The sequence below is a fragment of the Hungatella hathewayi WAL-18680 genome, assembly GCF_000235505.1.
GTDB lineage: Bacteria > Bacillota > Clostridia > Lachnospirales > Lachnospiraceae > Hungatella_A > Hungatella_A hathewayi_A.
The window spans coordinates 399687-416952 of record NZ_JH379029.1 but is presented as its reverse complement, the minus strand read 5'-3'; the positions used below and the strand labels follow the sequence as shown (position 1 = coordinate 416952).

At 49.1% G+C, this 17266-nt stretch carries 14 protein-coding genes; 9 read left to right on the top strand and 5 right to left on the bottom strand.

The annotated features are described in order from the left end of the window. Positions 1-89: 89 nt before the first annotated feature. Positions 90-1490, bottom strand: a complete 1401-nt coding sequence (locus tag HMPREF9473_RS22695; RefSeq protein ID WP_006782565.1) for a glucosidase — start codon at positions 1488-1490, stop codon at positions 90-92. Positions 1491-1651: 161 nt separating this feature from the next. On the opposite strand from HMPREF9473_RS22695, the gene HMPREF9473_RS22690 reads away from it, so the two are divergent. Beyond that, positions 1652-2509: an AraC family transcriptional regulator gene (locus HMPREF9473_RS22690; protein ID WP_006782564.1), complete on the top strand. Its 858-nt coding sequence runs from the start codon at positions 1652-1654 to the stop codon at positions 2507-2509. Here the strand turns inward: HMPREF9473_RS22690 and HMPREF9473_RS22685 are convergent. The 3 genes from HMPREF9473_RS22685 to HMPREF9473_RS22675 are packed head-to-tail and all read right to left on the bottom strand — an operon-like array spanning position 2506 to position 6927. After that, positions 2506-3618 carry a glycoside hydrolase family 88/105 protein gene (locus tag HMPREF9473_RS22685; RefSeq protein WP_006782563.1) on the bottom strand — a complete coding sequence of 371 codons (1113 nt, stop codon included), beginning with the start codon at positions 3616-3618 and terminating at the stop codon, positions 2506-2508. The two genes, HMPREF9473_RS22690 and HMPREF9473_RS22685, sit on opposite strands and share 4 nt — an antisense overlap. 31 nt (positions 3619-3649) lie before the next feature. Then, positions 3650-5164, bottom strand: coding sequence for a response regulator transcription factor (locus tag HMPREF9473_RS22680; protein WP_006782562.1), 1515 nt, complete (start codon positions 5162-5164; stop codon positions 3650-3652). Continuing rightward, positions 5158-6927 carry a sensor histidine kinase gene (locus HMPREF9473_RS22675; RefSeq protein WP_006782561.1) on the bottom strand — a complete coding sequence of 590 codons (1770 nt, stop codon included), beginning with the start codon at positions 6925-6927 and terminating at the stop codon, positions 5158-5160. Before HMPREF9473_RS22675 ends, HMPREF9473_RS22680 begins: the two co-directional genes overlap by 7 nt. A 194-nt stretch (positions 6928-7121) precedes the next feature. Between HMPREF9473_RS22675 and HMPREF9473_RS22670 the strand changes: the two genes are divergently transcribed. The 6 genes from HMPREF9473_RS22670 to nagA all read left to right on the top strand — a co-directional run bounded on the left by HMPREF9473_RS22670 (position 7122) and on the right by nagA (position 13911). Further along, positions 7122-8498: an ABC transporter substrate-binding protein gene (locus HMPREF9473_RS22670; RefSeq protein WP_006782560.1), complete on the top strand. Its 1377-nt coding sequence runs from the start codon at positions 7122-7124 to the stop codon at positions 8496-8498. Between the two features lie 107 nt (positions 8499-8605). After that, entirely contained in the window at positions 8606-9415 is an 810-nt protein-coding gene (locus tag HMPREF9473_RS22665) for a creatininase family protein (RefSeq protein WP_157140239.1), read from the top strand. Next, complete coding sequence (locus tag HMPREF9473_RS22660) at positions 9385-10875, top strand: sulfatase-like hydrolase/transferase (protein ID WP_006782558.1); 1491 nt, start codon at positions 9385-9387, stop codon at positions 10873-10875. The genes HMPREF9473_RS22665 and HMPREF9473_RS22660 overlap by 31 nt, the downstream gene beginning before the upstream one ends. A 21-nt stretch (positions 10876-10896) precedes the next feature. After that, entirely contained in the window at positions 10897-11802 is a 906-nt protein-coding gene (locus HMPREF9473_RS22655) for a carbohydrate ABC transporter permease (RefSeq protein WP_006782557.1), read from the top strand. Positions 11803-11804: 2 nt separating this feature from the next. Then, a complete protein-coding gene (locus tag HMPREF9473_RS22650; protein WP_006782556.1) occupies positions 11805-12656 on the top strand; it encodes a carbohydrate ABC transporter permease in 852 nt (283 codons plus the stop codon). 115 nt (positions 12657-12771) lie between these two features. Then, the gene (gene nagA, locus HMPREF9473_RS22645) at positions 12772-13911 is read left to right on the top strand and encodes an N-acetylglucosamine-6-phosphate deacetylase (RefSeq protein ID WP_006782555.1); all 1140 of its coding nucleotides are present in this window, start codon (positions 12772-12774) and stop codon (positions 13909-13911) included. Positions 13912-14051: 140 nt separating this feature from the next. On the opposite strand, the gene HMPREF9473_RS22640 is transcribed toward nagA, so the two are convergent. Further along, complete coding sequence (locus tag HMPREF9473_RS22640) at positions 14052-14765, bottom strand: phosphatase (protein WP_006782554.1); 714 nt, start codon at positions 14763-14765, stop codon at positions 14052-14054. Positions 14766-15041: 276 nt separating this feature from the next. Between HMPREF9473_RS22640 and udp the strand changes: the two genes are divergently transcribed. Next, complete coding sequence (gene udp / locus HMPREF9473_RS22635) at positions 15042-15836, top strand: uridine phosphorylase (protein WP_006782553.1); 795 nt, start codon at positions 15042-15044, stop codon at positions 15834-15836. Next, a complete protein-coding gene (locus HMPREF9473_RS22630) occupies positions 15833-17257 on the top strand; it encodes an ABC transporter substrate-binding protein (RefSeq protein ID WP_006782552.1) in 1425 nt (474 codons plus the stop codon). Before udp ends, HMPREF9473_RS22630 begins: the two co-directional genes overlap by 4 nt. Positions 17258-17266 lie beyond the last annotated feature (9 nt).

Below are 17266 nucleotides of genomic sequence, written 5' to 3'. Positions count from 1 at the left end.
ACAATGACATAAGAAAGCACTGAAGAACAACAGGATTGAAAACCTGTGATACTGTTCCCCAGTGCTTTTTTAATTGCTTGTTTTATAATTTACTGTTTCCATCCCTCAGGAAGATAAGCCATAGTATTGGTAATCATATCATCGGCCAGTTTTTTGATATCCGCCTCACTGGCGCGTCCCTTCACTAGAGGATCGTTGGAAAATGCTTTGTAAACCAGCTCGCGGTCGCAGGTGAGGGCGGCTTTCAGCACCGTCTCGTGGTTTTCCACGTGTGGTGTGATGAGGTTGAGAATGTTGTCCGGTACTGTCCCTGCAATCAGCGGTTTGATGGAGTCGCGGCTGAATACGGCGTTGGTTTCTACCACGGCGCTGGCGGGGAGGTTGGGAATTTGCAGGCTGTTGTTTGGGATGTTGACATTGCTGACAACGCGTTCCAGGCCGCAGAGCGCTTTGATGAGCAGGATGCCTTCTTCACCGGATGGTTGTAATTCAATCTCTTCCTGGCCGGAGGACAGGCGGTGGCTTCTGTCCAGACGGTTCTGTAAATCTTCCTTTCGCCAGTCAACGGTGGTCAGAGCGAAATTCCAGTCTGCCACGGTCTTGGGGTCTTTTAAATACTCGGTGCCTGGCATAAACTCGGCCAGATGGCGGTCCCCGGCGGCGGCAATCAGGCCGAAGCGGTTGAATAGATCAAATTTTACCCGGTGCCGGCAGTCGAAACAGGCATTGGCCCAGTTCTTGTCTGGCTCGTCGTAGCCGTCCTCGTAATGTTTTTCAATATAATCCCGGTATACCGGAAATAAATCATATCCCTTGTAGGACGCCTGGTCAAACCAGGTGAAGTGGTTGATACCTAAAACATTGACAAAGATATCATGGCGGTCAATCTCTTCCAGACCGAAGGTCTCCTCGCAGATGCCTTTCAAAACCTTCTGTGTGCCAAAGACTTCATGGCAGCAGCCAAATGCCTTGATTTCAGGAAAGACGTGGTACAGAGTTTTCACGCACAGTGTCATCGGGTTGGTATAGTTGATGACCCAGCTGTCAGGGCAATAGGCTTTGATGGCCTTTGCAATCTCCACAAACATGGGAATGGTCCGCAGGGCCCGCACAATGCCGCCCGGTCCCGCCGTATCGCCTACGGACTGATAGATACCCAGGCGCTCCGGAAGATGGACGTCGGAGGCCATCTCGTCAAAGGTTCCAGGCAAAATGGAAATCACCACGAAGTCACAGCCGGTCAGCGCTTCTTCTAAAGACTTGCAGGTGGTGTAAGCCCATTTTCCCGAAGTATCCGGCCGCTCTGTCAGATGGTTTCCGATGATTTCATTATTCTTTGCGGCCGCTTCGTCAATGTCATAGAGACGGATGGTTCCGCTGATGGACGGGTCCATAGATAAATCTGTCATAAAGGTCCACGCCCATCCTCTGGACCCGCCGCCTATGTAGGCAATCTGTACATCACTTACTTTGTTGGATGCATAATTCATGATAATTCCTCCTCGTTATGTTATATTAAAATTACGGTACCTGCTATAACTGCTTCTACTTGACATATTACAACAATATAGTATTATAATCTCGTAGAATCACACATATTTTTCAAAAAATCATACTTTTGGCTACAAAGCAGATAAAAGGGGAGAGGCAAATGGAGCGTGTTGTTTTCCGGGAGGCAATCCAAGGACTGGAGGTGGAGCAGGTTGTACGGGATTTTGAGTATTCCATGACGACCCGTCATTTTCATGAGACCTACGAGCTTTATTTTCTGAAAGAAGGAGAGCGGTACTATTTCATTGACAAAGAGACCTATCTCGTGAAGAGCGGGGATGTGGTCTTGATTAAGCGGGACCAGATTCACAAGACCAGCATGGCGGGCAGTTCTTACCACAACCGGATTCTTCTCCAGATGCGGAGCGAAGTCTACAATCCTGTACTCCGGGCCAACGGGCTATTGAGCATTGAGGAATTCTATGAGCGGAGCGACCAGATTATCAGCTTGACGGAAGGTGACAGTAAAACGGTCGAAAACCTGCTTTTAACGATGAAGGATGAGATTCATAAGCGGCAGAAATACGGAGAGCAGATGGTCTATTTAAAACTGATAGAACTTTTTATCACTCTTTCACGTTATAAAAAAAGCACGGCATTTGTGAAGGAAAACCAGAAAGCCCGGACGGCAAAGTATCAAAAAGTCCATGAGGTGGCCGACTATCTCCTCAGCTGCCCGGAGACAAAAGAAGGGCTGGAGGAGCTGGCAAAACGTTTTTATATCAGTAAATCCTATCTGACGCGGATATTCAGAGAGGTGACCGGTTTCACCGTCAATGAGTATATGAATGTAGCCCGCATTAAAAAAGCCCAGAATCTTTTGATACACAGCGGCTATTCCATCACGGAGATAGCGGAGATTCTGGGCTTTGAAAGCATCACTTATTTTGAGCGGGTCTTTAAAAAGTACACGGATGACACGCCGCTGAAATACAAAAAAAGAATGAAAAACAGCTAGGTTAAAGCCTCGCAGAGAGCCAGCAGGGCGAGGGATTGACCGTAGGCCATAGGCATAATGGCAATATCCTTGTAGTGCTGGGCGTCATATCCCATACCGGTGCCTGCCGATACATTTTTTACGGTGCCGTCTTCGCCGATATTCCGGCAGATGGCTTCCACGGCATTTTGAGCACAGGGGCGATAGGTTTCGTCCAGAATCCCCAGCTTCAGCCCTTTCAGAATGCCAGCGGCAATGGCGGCGGAGCCGGACACCTCCTCATAGCTGGCCGGATCGGTCAGAACGGTATGCCAGAGTCCGGAGGGAGATTGAAGTTCTTTTAAAGCCTGCACCTGGGCCTTATAGGTATCCACTAAATATGCCGAGAGCCCCACATCCAGACTGCCCTGAAAGGTCTCTAAGTAGTCCATAATGCCAACGGTAAACCAGGAATTTCCCCGGCACCAGAAGATACCTCCAAAGTTGCTGTTCAGAGGAAAACTGAAGCCATGGTAAAACAGGCCGTTTTTCTTCTCGTACAGATATTTAATGTGAAGCAAAACCTGGTGGATGGATTCGCTGACCCACTCCTTTTCTCCGCAGCGCTGACCCATTTTGTTCAGAAACAGGACGGCCATGAACAGCGTATCAATCCACAGTTCTCCGTCATTTAAGATGACGCCGTTTCTGTCACCGATGGCGCTGGTTACATGTTGAAAGCCGCCTTCCGGTGTGCGGGGCATTTCCGTCATCAGCCACCGGGCCTGGCGGATGCACAACTCTTCATATTCCGGGTTATCCAGAACGTCCAGCAGATATGCCAGGGTCAGATAAGGCGCGGTGGTATTGATGTTGCGTGACGGCAGTCCCTTCTTCAGATTGCTGTCATACCAGTTTTTCAGAAATTCTAAATATCGCCCATCCCCATAAAAGTTCTGAAGTTTTAACAACCCATACAGTCCCACTCCCTGGGGCCAGTCCCACTCCTCAATGCCGAAATCGCGGGCAATCAGCCCTTTGCTTTTGTCCTCCGGGGACGCTGCTTTGTCGCTGTCATAGTCGGCGCCTCCTAAGTTCATCAGCCGGTCAACGACCAGATGGATGTATGGCAGCAGTTGGTTATTGTTCATACTATATTCCTCCATTCATGTCCTCAATTTTTCAATTTTTATTTCCATGTATCATCGCCGCGTAAGCGCTAGGTGTCATACCCGTATTCTTTTTAAATAATTTGGAAAAATATTGCGGGTTATTGCCGCATCCTACTGCGGTGGCCACGTTCACGATTTTTTCCGCTTCCCCGGAGGCCAGAAATTCCTTCGCTTTCTCAAGCCGGACACTGGTCAAGTAGGAAGAAAAGCGGACACCGGTATCTTTTTGAAATTTTTTGCTGACGTAGTCCGTATTCATAAACAGATACTGCTCGGCGATGTATTTCAGCGTCAGATTGGGGTTCTGAATATGTTCATCCACATAGCTCAGTATCTGCCGGGTCATGGAGCTGACTTCGCTTTGGGACGGGTGGTCTGCCAGGAGTTTTCGCAGATAACCGACCATCTCCAGTTTCAATTCCTGTAAGTCATCCATTTGATTGATAGCCAGGAGAGATTCGGTCAGTTGTACGGTGGACAGAGACGAATCGCTTGTGGTGATTTTCAGCAGCAGACTGCTGGTGAGCTGCTTCAAAAAACGTAGGTCATTGATTCCGCACAGCAGTTCAATGAGGGAGTCCAGAGCCGCTGCATTTCCCTCCATGACGGCTTGATACATTTTCTCGGACTCCGCCATCATGTAATTGTAGTTACAGCAAGAGAGTATTTGAAGCTGGTTGATGTAATAAATCATGCCATAGCGTCTGGCCTTGTCCAGAGCCGTGCAGAGCAGTGCACTTAGATTTTTGTAGCCGGTGTGCTCGATTTCCAGTGAGACACGCTGCCCCGCCGGCTGCATGGAGGAGAGAAAAACAATAAAATCATGATAGCTGCCTGAAAAATCTTTAAAAAACAGAAGCAGCGTATTGGTCACGTAAATGCCGTGTATGGTCACCATGGGAAAACGGTCGGCGCAGTATTCCCGTAAACGCCGGATGTACTCCTCAAGGCTGTCAGGTTCCAGAAAATAAACATAAAACAGGTGATAAGCCGTAAAATAGAAATCCATATATGGCTCATAAGTCTGAAAGGTTTCCGGGTACGGCCGGTTCTGGTAAACCGTATCGTTAATAATACTGAACATGACATGGTGGCACATACTGTCAGCCGTCTGAAAGGTATTTTCTTTTGTGTAGGACGATATCATGTTTTGATAGCAGGTCTTTGCCACATCTTTGATACTTTCTATAATCTGAAGCTCATTGCACGGCTTCAACAGATAATGTTTGACGCCGTATTTCATGGCCTTTTTTGCGTATTCAAATTCCCCGTAACCGGACAGAATAATAAACTGCGGATTTAAAGCGGACTCCGATACTTTTTTTATCAATTCCAGTCCATTTAACCCGGGCATCTTGATGTCAGTCAGGACGATATCAGGAGATTCATCCAGAATCATATCGTAGGCTTCCAGACCATTGCTGCACAATCCGGCCAGTTGAATATCATACTGTTTCCAGTCAATGAGCGTAGAAATCGTTTCGCGGATGACACGCTCGTCATCCGCAATGATGAGTTTTAGCATGAGGAACCTCCTTCGCTGTTAATTGGAATGAGCATGGCGGCAATGGCAAAATCATTTTCATTGGAAAGAAATACACCGTACTCCTGGCCGAACAGCAGACGTATTCTCTGGTTAATATTGATGAGACCAATTCCAAGACCCTGGGCTTCCCGCTCCGATGCCTGAAGTTTTTCCAGTAAATTATCTTCGAAAGCGGAGCCGTTATTTTTCACCTCAATCAGAAGCTGGTTCTCGGGGGTCCGTTTGGCGGATATGTAGACATGGCATTCGTCCAGCATTTCCTCCAGGCCATACTTGATGGCATTTTCCGCCAAAGGCTGAATGCTCAGAGGAGGAATCGGCAGCGACAGGAGAGAATCATCTATATGGAAGGAGTAGATGAGCCGCTCCTCATACCGGATTTTCTGAATCGTCAGATAGCATTGAACCAGCGCCAGCTCCTCCTTTAACGGAACAAGAGATTCCTTGTTGCTCAGTGTGGAACGAAGCAGTGTTCCCAGGGATTCCGCCATCTGGGATATCTCCACATTCCCGGCCGCCTTTGCCCTCCAATTGATGGATTCCAGCGTATTATAGAGAAAATGTGGGTTAATCTGGGCTTCCAGGGACTTTAACTGCATGTTTTTCATTTCAATTTTCAGCTTGTAATCGTTGTTAATCAGAGTCTCGATTTCTTTTGCCATGCTGTCAAAATACTGGTGGAGGAGCCCGATTTCGTCGGTCCGTCCCGTATAGTCGTAGGGTTCGGTGATGGTGTCCGCATTGTCACCGCGGAAATACTGCATCTTCCGGAACAGTACTCCGATATCCGCCGTGATTCTTCTGATTGAAAAGTGAATCAGAAAAATAGTTAATAGAATACTGATTAGGAATATGATAGAATACGATTGCAGAAGCGCTTTCTGGGACTCTGCAATCTCATCGTATGGGGTAAGCTGAAAATAACTCCAGCCCAGAGCCGGCAGATGGCCGCTCAGCACGAAATACCGTTTCCCGTTTAGGGTGACAGGGCCGTAGGGATTGGGGAGGCTGGGGAGTGATTCTAACTGGAGACTCTCAAGCTCAGGTGAGGAATAGATCAATTGATTGTCTTTGTAGAATATCCAGTCAATCCTTTGAAAGCTGCTGCTTTCTCTTGTGATTTCTTCCAGCAGGGCATCCATGTCAACGGCTATGGCAAGCGTTCCGATATCTGCCAGATCCAGATTTTCAATTTTTTTGATTTGCCGGACGAGGAAGAGATAATCTTCCCCCGCATATTTGGAAAACCAGACCGGGCCTCCTTTTCCTTCTCTGGCGGCCTCCTGAATTTCTGAAATCATGTTGTCGGACAGCTTCGTGTAGCCGAATCCATAGGTATAGGAAGTAAATTCCCGGTTGATGATGGCTGAGTAGGCCAGATAGCTTTTTTTATATCGCTGAAAATAGGTCTGCTGGGTAAGATATAAGTTATCATAAGACTTTTCCGTCCGGAAATCACCGCTATTATAAATAAGATTTAAGTGCTTCTGAATGGTCGGGTCAGCTCTCAGGACATCGGAGAGCAGTGTCATATTATTTAGATTATTGACAAGCTCATGGGTAATCAGCGCCGAGGATGCGGCCATAGATCGGTAAAGCATGGCCTCATAACGTCTCTTGACAATCTGAAAACTGAGCAGGCTGAATGTGCTGATAACTGTGATAATAATGATGCTCACAATGAGCACCAGTTTCTTTTCCAGCGAAGAGCGGGCTGGTATTTTTTTGAGTAATTTTGTCATAAATGAATCTCCAAAGATGTTATGTAGTGACAGCTACATTATAGCAAAAAAAGAATCCCATGAATAGAAGCGGCCGGCGGAACCCCGGTTTTTTTGCATGGGAACCCGGTTATTTCCATTTTAATTAGAGGGACAGTCCACTATAATAAACCCATCAAATAACACAGTAGGACAAAAAACAGGAGGTAAATGTTATGAAGAAAAAAGCAATGGCACTGGTGTTAACAACGGCGCTTGTATGCGGTCTCGCCGGATGCGGCAGTGGAAACACAACGAAAGCGCCGGAGGGAGAGACAGGGCAGACACAGACCACAAGTGCATCACAGACAGGTAACAATGATACGAAAGGAAACACTGAGGGAGCCAGGAATCTGGTCATTGGCTGGTGGGGCAATCAGGTGAGAAACGACAGAACTCAGGAAGTCCTGGATATGTACGCTGAGTCAAATCCGGGTGTAACCTTCGATTCACAGCCGGCAGAGTATTCAGATTACTGGACAAAGCTGGCCACAGCTGCGGCAGGCAATTCACTGCCGGACGTACTTCAGATGAATTACAGCTTCTATCTGAAGCAGTATGTAGAAAATGGACTGTTGGAGGATTTAACTCCTTACGTAGAACAGGGACTTCTGGATGTCTCGGAAATTGATAAGAAAATTCTGGATTCTGGCACTGTTGATGGAAAGCTGTATGCCATTTGCTCCGGCGTTAATGTCCCGGCGTTGATTTATAATAAAACGCTTACGGATGAGCTGGGGATTGAGATTAAAAATAATATGACCATCGAAGAGTTTATGGACGTCAGCCGGGAGATTTATGAGAAATCAGGTGTGAAGACGGATTTTGGCTACGGAAATGTGGAAAGTATCATGTATATCATGAGAGGTGAGGGCTTTTCGGACATATTCAAGGATGGGGGCTTTGATGTCCCTGGGGAAGATGCATTCCAGCCGTTTTTTGATATCTATGAGACAGGATATAAAGAGGGATGGATGCTGGATGCCGGTATCTATGCGGAATTGACGGTCAACTCTGTCGAGCAGTGCCCGTTGGTTTACTTCTCTTCTCCATCAACACAGTCTTGGTGTGCATGCTACTGGTCCAACCAGCTGACTGCTATGCAGCAGGCGGCGCCGGAAGGGATGGAACTGGAATATTCCACGTGGCCGGCTAAGGACCCTCAAAAGGCTAATTATCTGCACCCGAGTATGTTCTTCTCAGTAGCCTCCGGTTCTTCCAATAAGGAGGAAGCCGTAAAAGTCCTGAATTATCTGATTAATGACATTGACTGTAACAACGTTCTCCTTGCGGAGCGTGGTGTTCCGGCGCCGGTAAATGTGGCGGACGCGATTGCGCCATTGTTACCGGAGGAAAGTCAGAAAGAAATTAAGTTTATCAATGAAGTGGTGACACCAAATTCTTCCACAATGAGTCCATGTTCCCCGGTCGGCGCTGCGGAGGTATTCTCACTGATGGAGGACATGGTGGAGAAGATATTGTATGGCCAGCTGACTTCAGCGGAAGCGTCGTCAGAGTTTTATAACCAGGGAAATGCAATCCTTGCAAAATAAGGGTGAAAAAATAGTGTAAATGAACAGAGGCGCGCGGGATGCGCGGTGATGAAAGCTGGAGGTCCTTTGGACCGACAGCTTTTATCACAAAGAGAAAGGAGAAGACTATGGAATGGAAAAATATGCTCCCATACGAGTTTAACCAGGCATTGGAGGAGGGGCAGATTTGCATTCTGCCGGTGGGCTCTCTGGAGCGTCATGGAGAACATATCCCATACGGCTGCGATGCGGGAATTGCGGAAAAGATCGCTGTGGAAGCTGCCAGGCTGACGCCGGCGGTGGTATTTCCGACCTACTATTTTGGACAGATTCATGAGGCGGCCATGCACCGGGGCGCGGTCAATTTTCCTGCCGAGATGCTGGTGACGCACCTGCGGATGCTGCTGGACCAGATTGCCTATAACGGATTCCGGAAAATCATGATTATCAACGGACATGGGGGAAATCGTTTCTGGCTGCAGTTTTTGGAGAAAACGCTGCTGGATTATAAGAGAAATTACTGCCTTTATATCGTGGACACCGACTCGATTCTGAATGAGGAGGAACACCAGGCCCTGGATGAAATTTATGAGACAAAGGATGGCCATGCCGGTGAGACGGAGACGAGCGTCTGCATGGCGGCTATGCCGGGCTGTGTGGATTTAAGCAGACAGATATTTGAGGAGCCCATACACCGGATGGGCAGAATGGATGGGTTGAAAGGTATCTATACAGGCTATTATTTTAATGCGGACTGGGCGGAAGGCGTAACGGGTACTCCTTCTCTTGCAACCGAAGAGAAAGGGAAGGCCGCATTGGATATTATGATCAAGGCGGCTGCCCGGGCGGTGAAAACCGTACAGGAAGACCAGGAGATTCCGAAGCTGCAACAGGAGATACTGGAAAAATGCGGGAAGATGGAGGAAGGCAGACGTTGAATGTATTATTTATCTTAGCGGACCAGCACAATGCCAGTTTTACCGGCTGCTATGGTGGGATTACCCGCACGCCGAATCTGGATGAACTGGCCCTGGAGGGGACGGTATTTGAACGGGCGTACACGCCAAGTCCCATGTGCGCTCCGGCCAGAGCCTGCCTGTTCAGCGGTAGATATGTCCATGAGAATAGCTGTTGGGATAATTGCTTTCCCTACAACGGGGATGAGATTCCCGGGTGGGGCCATTATTTCAGGAAAAAGGGGGTACATCTGGCGACCATCGGAAAACTCGACTTTACGGCTGGGGCAGATTGCGGCGTAGATTCCGTTTACGAACCGGACAACAGGACCAGTTACGATGTGGTCTCTCTTTTTCGGGAAGCACCGCTTCTGTTGAGGCCCAGGTATCATATGGTGAATAACTGGGATGTTTCTCTGCGGGAGACAAGGGAGCATCTGGAGCAGAATATTGTGGAGGAGACGAGGCGGTGGTTCCGGGAGGAGATGCCGGAGGACCGGCCGTGGATATTAAATGTCAACTTTAGTAAGCCCCACTCCCCATGGCATCCGCTTCCGGAAAAGTACCGGTATTACAGAGACCGGATAGAACTGTCGCCAAAATACAGACAGCCGGAGTATGAGCTGAATCCCGTAGACCGGGAGCAAAGCCGCCATACCTGCGGATTTATTCTCGATGAAGAACATCTGAAAGACTGCCACGCCGCCTATCACGCGATTGTTGAGGAACACGATGAAAATGTGGGCGCGGTGATTCGGGCATTGAAAGAAACTGGGCAGTATCAGGACACACTGATTATCTATTCCGCGGACCACGGGGAGATGCTGCGGGCGCACGGTGCCTGGGAAAAGTCAACCATGTACGAAGACTCCATCCGCGTTCCCATGATTGTGAAGCTGCCTGGCGCTGGTACTGCAAATGGGCGGATGGCCCAGGAAACAGGAAGGCGGGTAAAGGCGCCGGTATCCTTGCTGGATGTATTTCCAACAATCAATGAATTCCTGGGTTTTGAAAAACAGGACCGCTTTCACGGAGACTCCCTGATTCCTCTGGTGCGGGGAATATCTGATGGAGAGGGACGGTACGTCGTCTCAGAGTCCCACGCCAATGGCAGAATTACCGGCACCTATGCCGTGATGAAGGACCAGTGGAAACTGATGTATTACGATGGATACGGGAAAATGCTGTTTTCCATGGAAGACGATGGGGAAGAAATGAATAATTTGGCGGAGAAGGCGGAGAGCGATGCGGAAATACGAAAAAAGATAGAGGAATTACAGAATATTCTCGGCGATGAAAATAGTTTACATAAAATATCACAGGAGGCCTTCCATGCACAATGGACGCTGAGGGAAGAACTATACCAAAGCGGGTGGCTTGAGAAGGAGTTAAAGAAAAGGGGCTTTCATTACGACGGGCAGGCTCTGTATTATTTACCATAAAAGATAGAGGAGACAGGCAGTATGAAGGATAGATTGACATTGCGGCAGCGGCTGAACAATGAAAAAATGGCAGGTCTGATATGTGTCTCACCATTTATCATAGGATTTCTTATGTTTATGCTGGTACCTATGGCGATTTCGCTGTACTATGCATTTTGCGATTATGATATCTTATCGCCGGCCAGATTTACCGGATGGAAGAATATAAAACGGATGCTGGCGGATGAGACTTTTTACCAGACGCTGAAAGTAACATTCAAATTTGCGTTGATATCGGTGCCGCTGAGGCTGGTGTTTGCCCTGGTCGTGGCTCTGATGCTGTTTCGCAGCACAAAGGTGACAGGGGTTTACCGGGCGCTTTACTATCTGCCGTCCATTATTGGCGGCTCGGTAGCGGTGGCAATCCTGTGGAAACGGTTGTTTGCCTCCAATGGGTTGATAAACGGACTGCTTCTGTCCATGGGCATCATTGACAAGGAGGTGCTGTGGCTTGGCAGCACGAAGACGGCTCTCTGGACGCTGATTATTCTGGCTGTCTGGCAGTTTGGCTCCTCCATGCTGATATTTCTGGCGGCATTGAAGCAGATTCCCACCAGTCTCTACGAGGCGGCGAGAGTGGACGGCGCCAACGGATGGCAGCAATTCTGGAAGATTACGCTGAAGCTGCTGACGCCCAACATTCACTTTAACTTGATTATTCAGATGATTAATGGTTTTCTGGCTTTTACCCAGTGTCTGATTATTACCCAGGGGAAGCCGATGAATTCCACTCTGTTTTACACGGTTTATATGTATCAGCAGTCCTTTGAGTTCGGCTCAACGGGATATGGCGCGGCCCTGGCCTGGGTGATGCTGATTATCATCGCATTGATTACCTGGTTTCTGTTTGCGACAAAACGGTTCTGGGTTTATGACGGAGGTATGTGATTATGGGAATGCATACGAAAAGGAGACTGGGAACCGTTGCCTACCATGTTATTGTGGGTGGAATCAGTCTGATTATGATATACCCGCTGGTCTGGATGGTGATGAGTTCCTTTAAAGAGACGTCGACCATATTTACAACGGCGACAAACTTGATTCCGGAGACATTTACACTGGAAAACTATGTGAACGGCTGGAAGGGATTTGCAAAGGTAAGTTTCAGTGTATTCTTTAAAAACTCTCTGTTCATCTCCGTGCTGGCGACGGTTGGAACGCTTTGTTCCTCCGCTATTGTGGCTTTTGGGTTTGCGAGATGCAAATTTCCGGGAAAAAAGTTCCTGTTTGCGGCCATGCTTGCTTCCATGATGCTGCCGGCCCAGGTGCTCATGATACCACAATATCTGTGGTATCAGAAGCTTCATTGGGTGAATACCTATCTGCCGCTTATCGTACCATACTGCTTTGCAGTGCAGGGCTTTTTCGTCTATATGATGACCAATTTCATTGAGGGAATCCCGACGGAACTGGATGAATCCGCAAAAATTGATGGCTGCTCCTATTACGGGATTTTTTTGCGGATTATTCTCCCGCTGTTGAAGCCGGCGCTGATTACGGGCTGCATTTTCTCCTTCATTTGGAGATGGGATGATTTTCTTGGCTCCCTGCTCTATATCAACTCCACGGAGAAGTATCCGGTAAGTCTGGCGTTAAAGCTGTTCAGTGATCCGGGTTCATCTTCCGATTACGGCGCTATGTTCGCCATGGCCGCGCTTTCCATCCTGCCGGCGGTTCTGATCTTTTTGTTTCTGCAAAAATATCTGGTGGAAGGAATTGCCACGTCGGGAATTAAAGGGTAGGAGATAATTCACAATGGCTTTTCCTTGCATTTATTCTGTGAAATGGGTATACTGTGACTAGACAGGCATTGCGGCAGTTCATGGAGGCGTGTGCCGTCTGGAAAGGAGAAGCATTATGATAATACAGAGTGAGAAAGTCTGGCTTGGGGGTCAGTTTCTGGCGCTTCAGCTGGAAGTGGTGGATGGTAAAATCGCATCCGTCTATCCTTATGGGACGAAGAACGCAGATGAAGATTACGGTGACAAGAGAATTGTGCCTGGGTTTATTGATGTACATACCCATGGCGCTTATGGATATGATACCAATGACGGGGAGCCCGAAGGGCTCCGGAACTGGATGGCGAAGATTCCGGAGGAAGGCGTGACCGGAATTCTTCCGACGACGGTGACACAGATGCCGGACGTGCTTTCCAAGGCTGTGGCCAACGTGGCTAAGGTTGTGGAGGAAGGTTACGAGGGCGCTGAGATTCTGGGGATTCACTTTGAGGGACCGTACCTGGATATGGATTACAAGGGGGCGCAGCCGCCGGAGGCCATTGCACAGGCGACGGTGGAGCAGTTTGAGATGTATCAGACGGCGGCGAAAGGATTAATCAAATATATCACCCTGGCGCCGGAGCATGACGGGGACTTTGCCCTCACCAAACACTGCAAGGAAACCGGTGTTGTGGTCAGCATGGGCCATTCCTCCGCAACCTTTGAGCAGGCCATGCTGGGGATTGCCAACGGGGCAACCTCTATGACCCACGTGTATAACGGTATGACGCCATATCATCACAGAAACCCGGGACTGGTTGGGACCGCGTTCCGTGTGAGAGATATTTACGGCGAGATTATCTGTGACGGCTGTCACTCTCATGTGGCGGCGCTCAATAATTATTTCGAGGCCAAGGGGAAAGACTTCACCATTATGATCAGCGATTCCCTGCGCGCGAAACACTGCCCGCCAGGCGGTAACTACGAGTTGGGCGGCCATCCGATTGAAATCAGCGAGAGCGGCCTTGCCTACTTAAAGGGAACCAACACCATCGCCGGCAGCACCCTGAACATGAACCGGGGACTGAAGATTTTGGTGGAGGAGGCTATGGTGCCGTTTGACGCCGCCTTAAATTCCTGTACCATCAACCCGGCCAGATGCCTGGGCGTGGATGACAGGAAGGGAAAACTGGTGGCTGGCTATGACGCGGATATGGTAGTGCTGGATGACAATTATGAGGTGATTCAGACTTACTGCCGCGGGAAGGCGATGCTGTAAGAAGGCGATACTGTCAGAAAAGAAGGCGTTACTATCAGAAGTGACAGAGATATAAAATTAAATATGTTTTGAGAACAAATGGGCGTCCTGTATGGATAAGATACGGGACGCCCATTTTTGTGCGCTTTTGCAGATATTATTTAACATACCACCTTATTGGAAAAGTAATGGGCCAGCCGTTCCATGGAGCTGTTAATCACCAATTCCTCCGGAAATTCCAGTTCCTCCAGCATTTGCAGCGCCGCGCCGTGGTTTCCGACGGAGTAGCAGGAGTGGGCGTCGGAACTGACAAGGACAGGTACCTGGTACTGCTGGCAGAGCTTGGCCACCTGCCTGCAGTTGGAGTCACTTCCGGGCCGGACGGAAAAGGAGTTTGAGTTTATCTCAATCAGTTTCCCGGTGAGCGCGCATTTTTTCACGACGGCCTCATAATCACACTGGAACACCGGATTGCCGATATGGCCCAGGCAGTCGACCAGCGGATTGTCCAGCAGGTGCAGCCAGCCCTCCGTGTGGGATTTCACATCGGTAGGGGAAATCGCTTCGACGTGGTAGGAGGCAATCACAAAATCCAGGTTTTTTAGAATCGACTCCGGCAAATCCACTCTCCCGTAATAATCTTTGAGATTTACCTCGGCCCCGGCGAAGAAACGCATGCCGCGAATCTCTTTTGGCAGTCCCTTTAAACACAGGAAATGGTGGGCAATGGCCCCGTCCATCATCTCCGGCCCGTGGTCCGTGATTCCAAAGGCCAGAAGCCCGGCTTCCTTCGCGGCTCTCGCCATCTCGTCCAGAGTGCTGTATGCGTGCTGGCTTACATTGGTATGCATATGTAAATCGGCTATGGTTCTCATAAGTTTCCCTCCATTATGTTTTTCTCTACTATTTTTCGTTATCATCCCGAATAATTCACTAAACTAATTATAATGTTTAGTAAACAAAAAAGCAACAAAAATTGTTAAAAATAGATAAAAATACGTGATAAATTTACAAAAAAACAATTGACAGATACGATGTGTATGCTATAATTTAAATAGAAATTATAGGTAAACTTTACAAAAACTTAACAAAACAAAGATGGTAAACTTTATGAGAGCTATGATAAGATGCAATGGAAGGGAGGAGTATGAATGGCAAATGTATATTCCGAGGGCTGTGAGTACCATATAAAAGTTTCCCCAGGCCAGGTTGGAAGATACGTGATACTTCCGGGAGACCCGGGGCGGTGTCAGGCGATTGCGGAATATCTGGATGATGCGAAACTGGTATCATCCAACCGGGAATATGTCACCTACACCGGCACGCTGTGCGGGGAGAAGGTGAGTGTCACTTCCACAGGAATCGGCGGACCGTCCGCGGCGATTGCGCTGGAGGAACTGGTGCACTGCGGCGCGGACACCTTTATCCGTGTGGGAACTTCAGGCGGTATGCAGCCGGAGGTTCTGGCCGGGGATTTGGTGGTGGCCACAGGGGCTGTCAGGATGGATGGAACCGGCAGGGAGTACGCTCCGGTGGAATATCCGGCGGTGGCCCATTATGATGTGGTGGAGGCGTTGAAACATGCGGGGGAAGCCCTGGGGAGAACCGTACATATCGGCGTGGTCCAGTGCAAGGATTCGTTCTACGGCCAGCATGAGCCGGAGAACATGCCCATCAGCCGGGAACTGGAGGCAGACTGGGAGGCGTGGAAACGCTGTGGCGCCCTGACTTCGGAGATGGAATCCGCCACCCTGTTTATTGTGGGCGGCGTCCGCCGGGTGCGGGTTGGTACGGTACTGCTGGTGATTGGCAATCAGACCAGGCGTGAGATGGGGCTGGAGGACATCCAGTGTCACGACACGACGCGGGCCATCGAGACGGCAATAGAAGCAATGAAGTTACTGATAACCAGAGATAAAAAGAAAAATGGAGGAAAGCAGTTATGAAAAAAACAGGAAAACGGGCATTGGCACTTGGACTTTGCGCAGCGGTAGTGCTGGCGGCAGCGGGCTGTGGCAGTAAGACGAAGGAGACAGAGCCGGCGGCTTCCACCACAGCGCCAGCAAAGGAAGAAACCACGGCTATGGCAGATACCGGAATGGCCGAGGGACCGGAGGAGGTCGGCGAGATTACCTTAAAGCTTGGTTTCAACGGTGATTTCCTCACCATGCCGGAGGCGGTTCTGGGCGCCGCGGAGCGTCTGAACGAGCGGTATGAGGCGGAAGGAAAGAATATCAAGATTAATTTTGAGACCGATTATCAGACCATCGCCAACAATGAGTATCATAACAATATCGTGTTTGCCCACAAGAGCGGCGACGCGCCGGATATTTTCATCTGCGACGCGGATGTGGCAGGTTTTGTGGATGCGGGATGTCTGCTGGATATCTCCGACGTGATGAGCGACGCGTTTGTGGACGGCGTCTTCACACCGGCCATGGTGGACGGCAAAGCCTACGCCATGCCATTTGATTTGCCGCTGCGTGTCATTTACTATTCCAACAAGGATTTGGCGGATATCGGCTGGAGCCAGGAGGACATCGACGCTCTGCCGAAGAAGATTGAGAGCGGCGAGTTTACGCTGGAGCAGTTCCTGGAGCTTTGCTCCGAGGTTGTGGAGAAGGGCGGAGCCAAATATGGCCTGGTTCACAGACCGGGAGCCGGCAACGACTTTTTCGATATGTTAAATGCTCTCGGCGGCGAGTACTACGATGAGAACGGCAAGCTGGTCTTTGATGAGCAGGGAATTCTCCGCTTCCTTCAGATGACTTATGACAATGCCAACACCACCAAAATCACACCTCCCAACTTAAATCAGCTGGGCTGGGATACCATCAACAAGATGGTTGGCAATGGAGAAGCATTTGCGTACTACGGTCCTATGTTCTCCGCGACTTATGTAGCCGAGGCGGCAGGACTTTCCACAGAGGAATTTGCCCAGAACGAGACCTTCGTACTGTTCCCGAAGTCCGAGCATACGGACAAACCCTTTGCAGTGGTAGCTCCTCAGATGATGTCCATCAGCGCGGACACCGAGTATCCGGAGATTTGCAAGGAGATCTTTAAGGAGCTGGCGGCCGGTTCCAGTGACTATCTTGGAAAACACGGCAGCACCATTTTCACCCTGTCCTGTATCAAGTCGGAAAATGAATCCGATGTGATTTTGAATAACCCGATTCTGAAAAATGTAACCTACATGGCTGATTATGCAAAATCCATTCCGGCAGTGGACGGCGTGGCGACATTGAAGAGTGAGCTGTTCACTCAGATTGTCAGCCTGGAACTGGGACAGATTACTCCGGAAGACGCGTTAAAGGCATTGAAGACGCAGATGGAATTAAATGTAGATGATATTGTATTCAAATAAGACTGACAT